This is a genomic window from Sulfitobacter pacificus (assembly GCF_030159975.1).
GTDB lineage: Bacteria > Pseudomonadota > Alphaproteobacteria > Rhodobacterales > Rhodobacteraceae > Sulfitobacter > Sulfitobacter pacificus.
In genome coordinates, this window is record NZ_BSNL01000001.1 from 650,567 (window position 1) to 663,434 (window position 12,868).

Here is a 12,868-nt window from a genome sequence, read left to right on the forward strand (position 1 = left end):
GGGTTAAGCGGCTTCGGCCTGATCGTTTTTGAGGTCATGGATCGACGCGGCCAGCTTCATCAGCTCTTTGCGCAACGGGCTTTTGGGGGCAGACGCAGCCAAGGGCATGCCATGGTCATTGGCCTGCGTGATTGGCTTGCCACCATCGGGCAGCTGCACATCAATCGAGATCGACAGTGATTCCGCCATGCGCTTGACGCGGCCCTTGGCATTCAGATCGGTGAATTTGGGGGCGCGGTTCAGCACGTAACGCAGTTTCTCAACCGGCAGCTCTTCGGATTGCAACGCACGTTTGAAGCGCAGCGTGTTTTGCGCGCAGCGCATGTCGAGTTCGATCATCGCAAAATAGATATGCGACATGCTCAAAACGGTCTCTGACCACTGAACAAGGGTCGAGGGCATATCGACAATGACATAGTCAAACTGATTGCGCGCCATCTCAAGCACGCGCGTCACATCTTCTGCGGTGATCAGATCAAGCGGCAACATGTCGGTAGGGGCGGTCAGCACCTGCAAACGGTCTTCATAGGTCAGCAGCGACTGGCCAAAAATCTCTTCATCCATGTTCTCGGTTTCCGACAACATCTCATAGACAACTTCGCGCCGTGGCAGATCCAGGAAGGTCGCCACTGAGCCAAATTGCAGATCCAGATCCAACAGGCAGACCGAAGGCGGGTTTTTCTTTTCGACATTGGCCAGTTCCCAAGCAAGGTTCACTGCCGTGGTGGTGGCACCGGTGCCGCCTGCAAGACCATGCACCACAATCATCGCGCCGTCCTTGCGTGCACCAGCCTTGAGGGTTGGCGCATTAACCGGCTCTGCGGCGGGCGCTTCTTCCTCTTTCTTGCTGACGCGTTCGATGGCCTGCGCCAATTCGCCTTCGGGCAGAGGGTAGGGCACAAATTCATCCGCGCCTTTACGCAGCAGGGAATGCAGGGCGGCAGGGGTCACGTCTTCGGCAATCAGGATCACCTTGATATCGCGGGCCTTGGCCTGTGTGATGATTTCACTCATCAGCACAAGATTATCTTCGTCGGTCTCATCCATCGCCAGTGCGATGAATTCCATCTGCTCGGCTTCGGGCTGTCCGAAAAATGCAAGCGCCTCGGCAAAGCCCAGATCACCCCAGCTTTCACCCAACGCGTCTTCCATATCTTCGATCAACAGATCAAAGTTTTGCACATCGCGACTGACCGTACAGGCCACAATGGGCGCTGTCTGGGGTTGGGGCATAACACTGCTCATGGCTTACATCCTTTGCTCGCAAGGGCTTGGCAAAGATGTACGCTGCATCTGATGTGCAGATATTCACCCCTTGCGGTCGCCCATGTCTGGCATTTTGCGCAGACACATTTGTCCTATGGGGCGAGATATCGCAGGCAACTGGGGCAGGATTGGGGCCAAAAAGTTTCGATTGTTGGGTATCTTGAAACGATCCTGCCAGCTGCCTTTGATTGGTGCGGCGGGGTCTGAGGGGCCCGGCCCCCAAAAGGGGCGGGGCCGTATCTCTGGGCGAGGTTACTCTTCGCCCAAAGCACCTTCGGTCAGCAAGGTAGGTGGTACCGCACTTGCAATATAGTCCCGATAGATAATCTGCGCATATTTACCGTCCAGCACAGTGGGGTGACGCCCGACAAAACCGCTCACTTCGGTCACGGTACGCCGGTTGCGGCGCTCGCGGCCCTGGCTGACGATCAGCGGCTGGGTTTCACCAAAGGAAACCACCGCCTCCAGACGGCTGCGGCTGACGCCCAGGGTGCTGAGATAATGCACAACCGCATCCGCACGACGTTTGCCCAAAGCCTTGTTAAACTGGTTCGATCCAACAGCATCAGTATGGCCGTAAACGCGGAAACGGATTTCCGGGAATTGTCTGATCCAATGGGCCTGCTGACGCAAAATCGCCTGCGCGGTGCCGTCCAGACGGGCAGAATTGAACTCAAAAGTCACCGTCGAGTTCACTTCAGAGGCAAATCTATTTGCCAGATCAAAGGTATACTGGCGTTCGCCGGTCATAACCAAACGGTTGTTCAGCGTCGCATTGCCGAAGTTACCGGTATCCGTCAACGCGCCTGCTTCGCGGTAAAACTGCGTGTAAACCGGATCAGAGCTTGTCGTGCAGCCTAGGACTGTCGCGAGGAGGGCTGTGATCCCTGCAATTTTGATATTTTTGCGCATGAGGGTTTTCATTGGCTTAATCCAGTACATAGCCATATGACCCGCCAAAGTCCTGTTTGGCAACCTCTCCGGCGGCGCCTTTCGTTGGTGTCCGCGTATCTTCGGAAACGCGACCGTGAAGGAACAGGTCTTTTTCAGTGGGCGGTTTGATCCGGTCGGTGGGAAGCGCCAGCGCCTCGCCACGGGTCGGCGTCACCAGATGTGCGGTCACGATGATCACCAGTTCTGTTTGGCTGCGCTGATAATCCGCGGAACGGAACAGCGCGCCCAGAATGGGAACATCGCCAATCCACGGCAGCTGGCTTGAGTTATCAACGAAATCATCGGTCAGCAGCCCGGCAATGGCAAAGCTCTCGCCATCGCGCAGCTCAACAGTTGAAGAGGTTTCGCGCCGGGTAAAGGCGGAAATTTCAATGCCGTTGCCCAATGCAATACTGTTGGTCGGGTCAATCGCCGATACCGCAGCGCGCATTTCAAGGTTGATCACATCCTTGTCCACAACACGCGGGATAAAGGCCAGCTCAACACCGTAGGGTTTGAATTTCACCGAGATCCGACCGTTCAGCTGCGCCACAGGAACAGGGTATTCACCACCGGCCAGAAACTTCGCTTCTTGACCGGACAGGGCTGTCAGATTCGGCTCGGCCAGAAAGCGTACAACGCCTTTTTGTTCCAATGCCTCCAACAGGATACCCACTTGGGTCGAGCCCGCGTTAAACCCGAACAGCATTGCGCCGGCGTTCTGGTTTGAAGCCGGGATATTACCACCAAGCGAGGTCGCAACGCCGCCGGACTGGTTCGTTGTTCCAGACCCGCCGTTGATACCTGTGCCACCAATTGCCCCGTTCAGGGATAGGGAGGAACTGAGGGATTTGGACACGTTGCGCTGCATTTCTGCAAAGCGAACCTTCATCATCACCTGTTGAACGCCACCGACGCTCATCAGGTTGGATACACGTTCGGGGGCATAACGCTCGGCCAGATCAAGTGCGCGCTGCAACCGTTGGGTCGATGACACCACACCTGACAACACGATACCATCATTGGCGGTGCGGACTTCGATCTTTTCACCCGGCAGAATCTGACGCAGCCGTTCCTTGAATTCGGAAACATCCGCTGCGACACGTACATTGACGTTGGTGATCAACTGCCCGCTGGCGTCCAGCAGGGTCAGGGTGGTTAGGCCAGGTGATTTCCCCAGAACATAAATTGTTCGATCCGACAGGGACGAGATGTCCGCGATGCCGGGGTTTGCGATGCTAAGCTCTGCAAATGGAATGTCGCTTTCCACCACAACCGCCCGGTTCATCGGGACGTCAAGCGTGGCGTTTGTGCCCTTCTTCACAACACGCAAAGTATCCGCAAAGGCCGGAGCCGGAGCGGTAATTGCCATTGGAATGACACTAAGGGACAGCCCGACAAGGGCCGCTTTCAGAAATCTATCAATTTTCATGTGACCTGCCTTTTTGATCACGCCTCAAAGTAGGGTCTTTTCGCCCGTCGTTTGGGGCACTCTGCGTCAGTTTCATTTTTATTGCAAGAATCAAGGTGTTCGCAGGAACTGTTTATGTGGATTAATGGCAACAAAGCCTCAAACGCAATCAGCGCCGCAGGGGTGCGACGCTGATTCAAGCAATTGGTTTTACCGGGGTTTCCGGCTTAGTTGGTGCAGGGGATCGGGATTTCGACAACCTCGGCACCGCGCCTTGTGCGGATGGTACAGACCTTTTCCGCCTCAGCTTCTACTTTCACTGTTTCCGCTTCGATACCCAGCAAGGCGCGCTGGTCCACCTCAATAGCGGAAGCGATGGTGTCATCTTCGGCGCCGACCAGAGACAGGGACAGGGAGCCGGTCGACTGGGCCTGCGCCAGTGCCGCAACTTGCTGCGGGCTGACAGATACGGTCACAGTGCGGGCGATAGTTGCCTCGTCACGTGTACCACCGGCACTTTGGTCAATGGCGATCAACTTGACCGCGGCCTCGATCAATTTGGTGACTTCACGAGAGCCACTGCTGCTGCCGCTTGTGCGGCCAGTCCAATAGACATCAACCTTGTCACCGGGACGCAGGAAGCCGGAAACGCCGCTTGAAACATCAACCTTGATGGCAAAGGCACGCTGGCCACGCGAAAGACGTGAGGTCAGGCCGGTATCTTCGCCGGGTTCCGTCACCTTGAGGGCCATGATGGCCTCGTCTTTTTCCATCTCCCGCAAAACCACGCGCAGTTCATCGGTATTCTCAGGAAAGAGTGTGGCCATGTCGACAAATGTCCCTTCGGGGATCGCATTCTCGGGCCAGTTGACGGCCCGGACATCCTCGCGGGTCAGTCGCTGTCCATATTTAAGCGCGCCGGTTGCCACATAAACGGTCTGTGTCGGCACAATCTTTGCCAATGCTGCCTGAGCCTGAGCGTTCGCGTGTTGATATTGCGCGATCCGATCCTTGGCCAGGTATACGGCCCCACCGGCAAGCGCGATGCCCACCAAAAGAACCAATCCAAATACCATGCGCATGTCTCTTACCTCTTGTTACTGTTCTTGCCGGGTTTGGCCCGGCGCCTGATTGCTTATTTTGACTGTGCCAGTTGAATGTGGCTTAAATTTGCCCGCTCTGCGGAACGGCTGTGGCATTCTGCACACAGCGTTCTGAACACGGCATTTTGCACCTCCTGAAAACCGAAAGCCGACCTTGCGGGTCGGCTTTCGGTTGTCTGTTATTAATTGGAGGTGCCTGGAAGATAGTCTGATAGCCAGCTGCCAACGGTCGTGCCGACACTGCCGGTTGGTCCTGAAATCGCGAGGATCGCGATGATCGCCAGCCCGACAACTGCGGCTGTCAAGACAACCCAGTCTACCGTGACCGCGCCATCTTCGGACCTGATAAAGGTACAAAATTTATTTAGCATGTTGGGCCTTTCAAGTTCTTGATTTGAACATCGCCTAGGCAAAAGGGGCCGCGCTCTGAGAATAAGAACGCGGCCCCCCAAGAGCTCTAAAAGAAGCTCAGACCTGGGTTTAGTCGATTACGCCAGGCTGACGGTTCTCAAGGAATGTACCGGTGTCGGATGTCAGGTCAGCAGCGCCGGTCTGAATGGAAGAGTAAGCTGCAACGGCCAGGCCAACAACGGCGGCTGTCAGAACAACCCAGTCTACTGTTACGGCGCCGTCTTCGTCTGCACGGAAGTTTTTGATAAAGTTCATCATGGTATGTCCCTCCAAGGATCATGTAAGTTTTAAGTTCCAACCCCGCCGTCCGTTGTGGCAACCGTTTCTCTCAGTTGGCTGCCTGTCCGACTTGGTATGACGCTATATAGCCCCTCGAATGGGGCACCAATTTGGCATGAAATGTGACTTTTTCGTTTACAGACTGAAAATCACAGTAATATCTGATAAGGTGCTGTAATTGCAGTATTAATATTCTATTTACCGTGCTGATTTAGTTGATTTTCCCCACGAAAACGCTCAAATAAGGCGAAATCGCCATGTTCTGTGCCACGTTTGGCTGGTTTGAGAGGCCGATTTGTGGGATATTTCCGAAAAATCGAGCAGATAAGCGTAATAAAAGCAGGCAGGCATGCTTCGAATTCTCACTTCATCGCTTCTGGCGGGGTTTCTTTCTGTGGCGATGGCCCAGGCTGATGGCCCCAAACCCTTTGCGGACTTCAGTGCCAAACGGGTGAAGCCGCCCAAATCGGGCGGCGGCAAGCGGATTACAATCCAGATCGACCCCGCCACACAGGCACCGCCATCCACAGCAGAGGTTGCATTGGATCCCTCTGGCACGGTCAACCGCGACACGCCGGGGCAATATGGCTGGTTCTGGGACAAGATTTCACCCGAGGCCGCCAGCGCCGGACCGGGACGTCTACAAACCGCCATCAGTGTTCTGGCCGGTGCAACCAGCAAAGTACCCGCACCCCGCCTGCAACAGATGCAGGATATCGCGCGCAACAACGGCATTGATATCCTGCGCTCGACCGTTGGCACACAGGTGTCGCCCGCTTTGGTGCTGGCGGTGATAACGATTGAATCCGCAGGCAAACCGGATGCCGAGAGCAAAGCGGGGGCACAGGGGCTGATGCAGCTGATGCCAGCCACCGCCGAACGTTTCGGGGTAGAGGACAGTCTGAAACCAACGCAGAACATCAGCGGCGGGGTGAAATATCTGAACTGGCTGATGGAAGAATTTGACCACGACCCCATTCTGGTACTGGCGGGGTATAACGCGGGTGAGGGATCGGTGCGCAAACACCAGGGCGTGCCGCCTTTTGCCGAGACACGGGATTACGTGCCCAAGGTACTGGCGGCGTTTCAGGTGGCGAAGGGGTTGTGCCAGACGCCACCGGAGCTGATTACCGATGGCTGTGTCTTTGCGGCTTTGAACTGACATGCGGTAGTGGCAATCAGGCTTTTGCCCCGCGTGCCGTTACAAATAGATAGGACCGTGTAAGGCGGGCAATCTGCCCGCCATGGTTTCTTAAACGATTGTGGCCTGTGTGGCGGCGCGCAATTCGTCTTCGGTGACACCCTCGGCGCATTCCACGATACGCAAGCCACCTTCAACCACGTCCAGCACACCAAGGTCGGTGATGATCCGGTCAACAACACCTTTGCCGGTCAGTGGCAGGGTGCATTCTTTCAGAACCTTGCTTTCACCGTGCTTATTGGCGTGGTCCATCACAACAATCACACGGCCAACACCGGCGACCAGGTCCATGGCACCGCCCATCCCTTTGACCAGCTTGCCCGGAATCATCCAGTTTGCCAGATCGCCGTTTTCGGCCACTTCCATCGCCCCCAGAATCGCCGCTGCAATCTTGCCGCCGCGGATCATCCCGAAAGAGGTGGCAGAATCGAAATAGGCCGTGCGGTTCAATTCGGTGATCGTCTGCTTGCCCGCGTTGATCAGATCGGCGTCTTCTTCGCCTTCAAACGGGAAGGGGCCCATGCCCAACATGCCGTTTTCCGATTGCAAGGTGATGTCCTTGTCGCCGACATAGTTCGCCACCAGCGTCGGAATACCGATGCCAAGGTTCACATACATGCCGTCTTCAAGTTCCTGTGCCGCGCGCGCAGCCATCTGGTTTCTGTCCCAAGCCATGATTAAGCCTCCTCGCGCTTGCGGGTTGTACGTTGTTCAATGCGTTTTTCGTGATCACCCTGAATGATCCGGTGTACATAGATGCCGGGCAGGTGGATCATATCAGGATCAAGGGAGCCTTTGGGAACGATCTCTTCGACCTCGGCCACGCAGACCTTGCCGCACATGGCAGCCGGTGGGTTGAAGTTGCGGGCGGTCTTGCGGAATATCAGATTGCCGGTCTCATCCGCCTTCCAGGCTTTGACGATGGACAGGTCCGCGACGATCCCCTCTTCAAGGATATAATCCTCGCCATTGAAGCTTTTGACCTCTTTGCCCTCGGCAATCACCGTGCCCACACCGGTCTTGGTGTAGAACCCCGGAATGCCACAGCCACCGGCGCGCATGCGTTCGGCCAATGTGCCCTGCGGGTTAAACTCAAGCTCCAGCTCGCCGGAGAGATACTGGCGCATGAACTCCGCGTTTTCACCTACATAAGAGCTGATCATCTTTTTGACCTGCTTGGTGTGCAGCAAAATCCCGATGCCAAAATCATCGACGCCCGCATTGTTCGAAGCAAACGTCAGGTTCTTGGCCCCGTTTTCCTTGATGGCCTGCAACAACAACTCGGGGATGCCACAAAGACCAAATCCCCCCGATGCAATCAGCATCCCGTCCGCAAGGACGCCATCCAGCGCTTCGGCAGCCGAGCCATAGACTTTCTTCATCGGTGTTCCCTCTTTGCAGGTCAGTGTTAATCACGCCTTTTGTGACGCTGCGGCGCGGCAGAGTCAAATGTTTCACATGGGCAAAGAGGGCCGGGAAGATTAGATGATGCGGACCTGCGTTCCGATGGGACAAATCGCAAAAAGCTCTTCAATCTGGTTGTTGTACAGCCCGATACAGCCATCTGACGACCGCCGACCGATCTTGCGCGTGTCCTGTGTGCCGTGGATAATGTAGGCAGGCCAGCCCAGATACATCGCATGGGTGCCAAGCGGGTTGTCAGGGCCGGGTGGCATGTATTTGTAGTGAGGAAACCGCTCCATCATCGATGCGGTCGGGGTCCAGTCCGGTCCGACCTTCTTGCGGGTTATTTTGGTGTAACCACGTTTGGTCAGCTCTTCAGTCGCCGGCACTGATGTGGGGTAAACCCGGTAGTCGCTGGCGTCGCTGTTCCAGTAATGCAGGGCGCGCGAACTGGTATCCGCAACGATCGCCGCTTTGCCCAGAGTGTCGAAGTGGTCACGCCAGTCTTGCGACACGAAGCTGGTGGCGTTGCGGCGCACCCCTTCTTGAGCGCTGGCTTCTTCCTGGGGGTTGGCTTCGGCCCGCAGAACCGAGGGGGCGAAAAGGGCCGCTGTCCCACTGGCAATCAATCCGCGTCTTGTGAGGGTTGGTTTTGTCATTGCTCTGCCTTTCGTCTTTTGGACCTATTGGCAGGGCCATCGGGAAGGATCAAATCACAAAGTCATGAACTGTGTCGCCTGAGCCTTTTGGGCGAATCCACGCCGGCCAGTTGCCCGTTGGCTGTCACTTGCAGGAACGGTCCGGTCTGCCATGGCGACCGGACCTATTCAGACAGAAGCTATGTCTCACCCTCTTTTGAGGCGGGTGCCTTTTTCTTCGCTGCGGGTTTCTTTGCCGCTGGCTTTTTCGCGGTGGTTTTCTTTGCGGCTGCCTTCTTGGGGGCCGCTTTCTTTTTCGGGGCGGCCTTCTTTTTTGCTGCGGGTTTCTTTTTACCCGCCTTCTCGGCGCGTTCATCAATCAGATGCACCGCCTGATCCATGGTCAGCTCCTCAGGATCAATGGTGTCGGGAATCGTGGCGTTGATCTTCTCCCATTTCACATAGGGTCCGTATTTGCCCTTCATCACATTGACCGCCCCCCCTGCTGCCGGATGTTCCCCCAGTTCGCGCAGCGGTTTCGCAGCGGCACCGCGACCGCCCCGGCTGGCAACCTTTTCGGCCAGCAATTGCACGGCGCGGTTCATGCCAACGGTAAACACCTCGTCAAGATCGCCGAGGTTGGCATTGGTGCCTCCGCGGTCCGAGGTGCTGGGCGCGTGTTTGAGGTAGGGACCATAGCGCCCGATATTGGACCAGACCATGATCCCGTCTTCAGGGTGTGGTCCGATTTCACGGGGCAGGGACAAAAGCATCAGCGCCCGCTCCAGCTCCAGCTCTTCGGGCGGCCATTCTTTTGGCACCGACTGGCGCGGGGGCTTCTTGTTTTCTTCGGTCACTTCGCCGCGTTGGACATAGGGACCAAAACGCCCCTTGAATACGCGGATTTCGTCGCCCGCGTCGGTGCCCAGCAATTTACCCTCGGGTGGGATGGCAGAAGCTTCGGCCTCGGGGTTTGGCGGGCCGAAGGGGCGGGTATAGCGACATTCAGGATAGGCAGAGCAGCCGATAAAAGCCCCGCCGGACCGCGCCGTGCGCATGGACAAGCGACCATTGCCGCAATTCGGGCACAGCCGCGGATCGCCGCCGTCTTCCAGTGGCGGGAACAGATGCGGTTCCAACACCTCGTTAATCTTCTCAAGCACTTCGGTGATCCGCAGATCAGCGGTTTCCGCAATTGCCGCAGAAAAATCGCGCCAGAACCGGGTCAGCACGTCCTTATAGTTGGCGTCGTTGGCCGATACTTTATCCAGCTGGTCCTCAAGGTCGGCGGTGAAATCATAGCCAATGTATTTGCGGAAATAATTCTCAAGGAAGGCCGTCACCAGCCGCCCCTTATCCTCAGGGATCAGCCGCTGCCCCTCGCGGCGTACATAGCCGCGGTCCTGAATGGTTGTAACAATGCTGGCATAGGTCGAGGGGCGGCCAATGCCCAGCTCTTCCATGCGTTTCACCAGCGTTGCCTCGGTATAGCGTGGCGGTGGCTGGGTGAAATGCTGTTCCGGTGTGATGCTGCTCTTTGCGGTCTTATCCCCTTCGGAGATTTGCGGCAGACGTTTGTCGTCATCATCCACAACCACATCATCGCGACCTTCTTCATATACCCGCAGGAAACCGTCAAACAGGACAACCTGACCGGTGGCGCGCAGGCCAACCTGTTCATCCTTGCTGCCGATCTCAACAGTTGTCCGCTCCATCCGCGCAGATTCCATCTGACAGGCAAGCGTGCGTTTCCAGATCAGATCGTAAAGTTTCGCCTGATCTGTTTCGAGGTTCAGCGAGGCGGCATCCTTGGCCATGTCGGTCGGGCGCACACATTCGTGGGCTTCCTGTGCGTTCTTGGCTTTGTTCTTATAGATACGCGGGCTGCTTGGCACGTAATCCGCGCCATAGCGGTCCTTGATTGCATCACGCGCCATTTCGACCGCTTCCGGTGCCATGTCGATGCCGTCGGTTCGCATATAGGTAATGTGCCCGGCTTCATACAGCCGTTGCGCGGTCGACATTGTGGCCTTGGCTCCCATGCCGAATTTGCGGCTGGCTTCCTGTTGCAGGGTCGAGGTCATGAACGGGGCAGAGGGGTTGCGCGTGGTTGGTTTGGCCTCAACGCTTGTGACGCTCAGATCGCGGCTGCTGATCGCCTGCACCGCCATTTCGGCCTGTGTGCTGTCGGACAGATCAAATTTATCCAGCTTTTTGCCGGCCAACGTGGTCAGTCGTGCTTCGAACTCCTGACCGCGTGGGGTCGAGAGGATCGCCTTGACCGTCCAATATTCGCGGGCGCGGAAAACCTCGATCTCCATTTCACGCTCAACAATGATGCGCAGGGTCACTGATTGCACGCGCCCTGCGGATTTTGCACCGGGCAGCTTGCGCCACAACACCGGCGAGAGGTTGAACCCTACCAGATAGTCCAGCGCACGGCGTGCGAGGTAGGCCTCGACCAGCGGCATATCGACCTGACGTGGATTTTCCATCGCCTCGGTTACGGCCTTTTTGGTGATCTGGTTGAACACCACGCGGCTGACCGGCGTGTCTTTCTTGATGGATTTGCGTTTGGTCAGCGCCTCTTGCAAATGCCAGCTGATCGCCTCGCCCTCACGGTCGGGGTCGGTTGCGAGAATCAATTCATTGTCACCGGCCAGCGCGTCGGCGATGGCTTTGACATGTTTTTTGCTTGTGCTGGCGACTTCCCATTTCATGTCGAATTCGTTGTCGGTATCGACGGATCCGTCTTTCGGAGGCAGGTCGCGCACATGCCCGTAAGAGGCAAGGACAGTATAATTATCGCCTAGATATTTGTTGATCGTTTTGGCCTTGGCCGGGGATTCGACAACAACTACGGGCATAGATTTAAGCACCTTACGTGAAAATTTGTGGCGGTCTTTGCGCTGTCACATGTGGGATGGCGGGGGGTATTGTCAATGCGGCAGCTGCGCAGTCTTTCCCATTGCGACCCGGATTGGTCAGGTTGAACGGTGTTTTTTGAGGGGTGGAAATCGAGTTTGGCAAACGGGCATTTGCAACTGTTGCTGCCGCTTAACTGACCTTGCTGAGGAGGCCACCGGCCTGGCGAGAGATCTGCCCGTCAAGTTCAAGATCCACCAAAACCGGTGCGACCTCTGCGGCGGGAGCGCGCAGATCACGGATCAGTTGATCCTCTGCGACCGGCGAGGGGCCAAGGCGGGCCAGAATTTGTGCATGCAACGCTGCGCTTTCTCGCAGGCTGCGTTTCCTAGGGGCCGGTGCAGGCGGCGCCAGCGGCAATTCCGGTGCAGTGGCTGCGCCCAGAATTTCAAGCACATCAGCAGCAGAACGGATCAGTGTCGCCCCGTCGCGCAGCAACATGTTGCAGCCAGCGGCCCGCGCGTCGAAGGGATGGCCGGGCACGGCCAGCACATCACGTCCCTGATCCAGCGCATCGCGTGCGGTGATCAGGCTGCCGGATTTTGCTGCCGCCTCTACCACGATGGTGGCACGTGACAGACCAGAGATGATCCTGTTTCGGCTGGGGAAATGCCGTGCCATCGGCCGCATCCCTATCGGGTGTTCGGACAGGCGCAGGCCTGCTTTTGCGATTGCAAAAGCCAGTTCGGTGTTTTCAACAGGATAAATGACATCGACGCCGCCAGCCTGAACTGCAACCGTGCCGGTGGGGAGGGCGGCATGGTGCGCCGCCGCGTCAATGCCCCGCGCCAGACCGGATACCACAACATATCCCGCAGCCCCCAGATCGCGGGCCAGTGATTTGGCCATCCGCGTTCCCAGCGAGGAGGCATTGCGCGCCCCGACAAGGGATATCATAGGGCGGGCCAGCAGGTTTGTGTCACCAATGGCCCAAAGAAACGGCGGGGCATCGTCAATCTCCGCCAGTGTTCGGGGGTAATGTTGATCCCCGAAACAGATCAACCGCGCGCCGGCGGCGCGACCATTGCGCAGTTCGGCCTGCACCACACCCTCTGGACATATTTTATAATCCGAAACGCCCGCGGCGCGCGCCACCTCTGGCAGCGCGGCCAGCGCGTTTTGCGCAGTGCCGTGTTCAATCAGCAGTCGTTTATACGTCGCTATGCCGACCCGGCGCGAGCGCAACAGACGGAGACGGGCAAACTGTTCGTCTTCCGGGGTGGGTGGGAGTGGGGGGTGAGTGGAAGAAGGAAAGTGCTCCTTGTCAGTCATCCCGTTGCTCCGTCTGTTGCTAGAA

The 12,868-nt window shown here is 57.0% G+C and carries 12 protein-coding genes; 1 reads left to right on the forward strand and 11 read right to left on the reverse strand.

Translation table 11 applies throughout. The annotated features are described in order from the left end of the window. Positions 1–3 precede the first annotated feature (3 nt). The 6 genes from QQL78_RS03275 to QQL78_RS03300 form a co-directional block, all read right to left on the reverse strand. On the reverse strand, positions 4–1,245 hold the full coding sequence (locus QQL78_RS03275) for a CpaE/TadZ family protein (protein WP_284370532.1): 1,242 nt from the start codon (positions 1,243–1,245) through the stop codon (positions 4–6). A 273-nt stretch (positions 1,246–1,518) separates the two neighbouring features. After that, positions 1,519–2,208, reverse strand: coding sequence for an OmpA family protein (locus QQL78_RS03280; RefSeq protein WP_284370533.1), 690 nt, complete (start codon positions 2,206–2,208; stop codon positions 1,519–1,521). After that, positions 2,195–3,631 (reverse strand): type II and III secretion system protein family protein, encoded by a 1,437-nt coding sequence (locus tag QQL78_RS03285; protein WP_284370535.1) that lies wholly within the window; start codon positions 3,629–3,631, stop codon positions 2,195–2,197. Before QQL78_RS03285 ends, QQL78_RS03280 begins: the two co-directional genes overlap by 14 nt. 206 nt (positions 3,632–3,837) lie before the next feature. Beyond that, positions 3,838–4,692, reverse strand: a complete 855-nt coding sequence (cpaB, locus tag QQL78_RS03290) for a Flp pilus assembly protein CpaB (protein ID WP_284370537.1) — start codon at positions 4,690–4,692, stop codon at positions 3,838–3,840. A 203-nt stretch (positions 4,693–4,895) separates the two neighbouring features. Beyond that, positions 4,896–5,084: a Flp family type IVb pilin gene (locus tag QQL78_RS03295; RefSeq protein WP_284370539.1), complete on the reverse strand. Its 189-nt coding sequence runs from the start codon at positions 5,082–5,084 to the stop codon at positions 4,896–4,898. 109 nt (positions 5,085–5,193) lie between these two features. Further along, positions 5,194–5,382: a hypothetical protein gene (locus QQL78_RS03300; RefSeq protein WP_284370541.1), complete on the reverse strand. Its 189-nt coding sequence runs from the start codon at positions 5,380–5,382 to the stop codon at positions 5,194–5,196. Positions 5,383–5,752: 370 nt separating this feature from the next. Between QQL78_RS03300 and QQL78_RS03305 the strand changes: the two genes are divergently transcribed. After that, positions 5,753–6,565: a lytic transglycosylase domain-containing protein gene (locus tag QQL78_RS03305; RefSeq protein WP_284370543.1), complete on the forward strand. Its 813-nt coding sequence runs from the start codon at positions 5,753–5,755 to the stop codon at positions 6,563–6,565. A 90-nt stretch (positions 6,566–6,655) separates the two neighbouring features. Here the strand turns inward: QQL78_RS03305 and QQL78_RS03310 are convergent, their stop codons facing one another. The 5 genes from QQL78_RS03310 to dprA all read right to left on the reverse strand — a co-directional run bounded on the left by QQL78_RS03310 (position 6,656) and on the right by dprA (position 12,843). Further along, the gene (locus tag QQL78_RS03310) at positions 6,656–7,279 is read right to left on the reverse strand and encodes a 3-oxoacid CoA-transferase subunit B (RefSeq protein WP_284370545.1); all 624 of its coding nucleotides are present in this window, start codon (positions 7,277–7,279) and stop codon (positions 6,656–6,658) included. A gap of 2 nt (positions 7,280–7,281) precedes the next feature. Next, positions 7,282–7,986, reverse strand: a complete 705-nt coding sequence (locus QQL78_RS03315; protein WP_284370547.1) for a CoA transferase subunit A — start codon at positions 7,984–7,986, stop codon at positions 7,282–7,284. A gap of 99 nt (positions 7,987–8,085) precedes the next feature. Beyond that, positions 8,086–8,667 carry a L,D-transpeptidase gene (locus QQL78_RS03320; RefSeq protein WP_284370549.1) on the reverse strand — a complete coding sequence of 194 codons (582 nt, stop codon included), beginning with the start codon at positions 8,665–8,667 and terminating at the stop codon, positions 8,086–8,088. A 179-nt stretch (positions 8,668–8,846) separates the two neighbouring features. After that, complete coding sequence (gene topA / locus QQL78_RS03325) at positions 8,847–11,513, reverse strand: type I DNA topoisomerase (protein WP_284370551.1); 2,667 nt, start codon at positions 11,511–11,513, stop codon at positions 8,847–8,849. 190 nt (positions 11,514–11,703) lie between these two features. Continuing rightward, entirely contained in the window at positions 11,704–12,843 is a 1,140-nt protein-coding gene (gene dprA, locus QQL78_RS03330; RefSeq protein WP_284370554.1) for a DNA-processing protein DprA, read from the reverse strand. Positions 12,844–12,868: the final 25 nt, after the last annotated feature.

Bases quoted from the DNA above. Each gene is read 5' to 3' on its own strand.
- QQL78_RS03300 (WP_284370541.1), bottom strand. From the start codon at position 5,382: ATGATGAACTTTATCAAAAACTTCCGTGCAGACGAAGACGGCGCCGTA.
- QQL78_RS03280 (WP_284370533.1), bottom strand. From the start codon at position 2,208: ATGTACTGGATTAAGCCAATGAAAACCCTCATGCGCAAAAATATCAAA.
- QQL78_RS03285 (WP_284370535.1), bottom strand. From the start codon at position 3,631: ATGAAAATTGATAGATTTCTGAAAGCGGCCCTTGTCGGGCTGTCCCTT.
- QQL78_RS03275 (WP_284370532.1), bottom strand. From the start codon at position 1,245: ATGAGCAGTGTTATGCCCCAACCCCAGACAGCGCCCATTGTGGCCTGT.
- cpaB (WP_284370537.1), bottom strand. From the start codon at position 4,692: ATGCGCATGGTATTTGGATTGGTTCTTTTGGTGGGCATCGCGCTTGCC.
- QQL78_RS03295 (WP_284370539.1), bottom strand. From the start codon at position 5,084: ATGCTAAATAAATTTTGTACCTTTATCAGGTCCGAAGATGGCGCGGTC.
- QQL78_RS03310 (WP_284370545.1), bottom strand. From the start codon at position 7,279: ATGGCTTGGGACAGAAACCAGATGGCTGCGCGCGCGGCACAGGAACTT.
- QQL78_RS03305 (WP_284370543.1), top strand. From the start codon at position 5,753: ATGCTTCGAATTCTCACTTCATCGCTTCTGGCGGGGTTTCTTTCTGTG.
- dprA (WP_284370554.1), bottom strand. From the start codon at position 12,843: ATGACTGACAAGGAGCACTTTCCTTCTTCCACTCACCCCCCACTCCCA.
- QQL78_RS03315 (WP_284370547.1), bottom strand. From the start codon at position 7,986: ATGAAGAAAGTCTATGGCTCGGCTGCCGAAGCGCTGGATGGCGTCCTT.
- topA (WP_284370551.1), bottom strand. From the start codon at position 11,513: ATGCCCGTAGTTGTTGTCGAATCCCCGGCCAAGGCCAAAACGATCAAC.
- QQL78_RS03320 (WP_284370549.1), bottom strand. From the start codon at position 8,667: ATGACAAAACCAACCCTCACAAGACGCGGATTGATTGCCAGTGGGACA.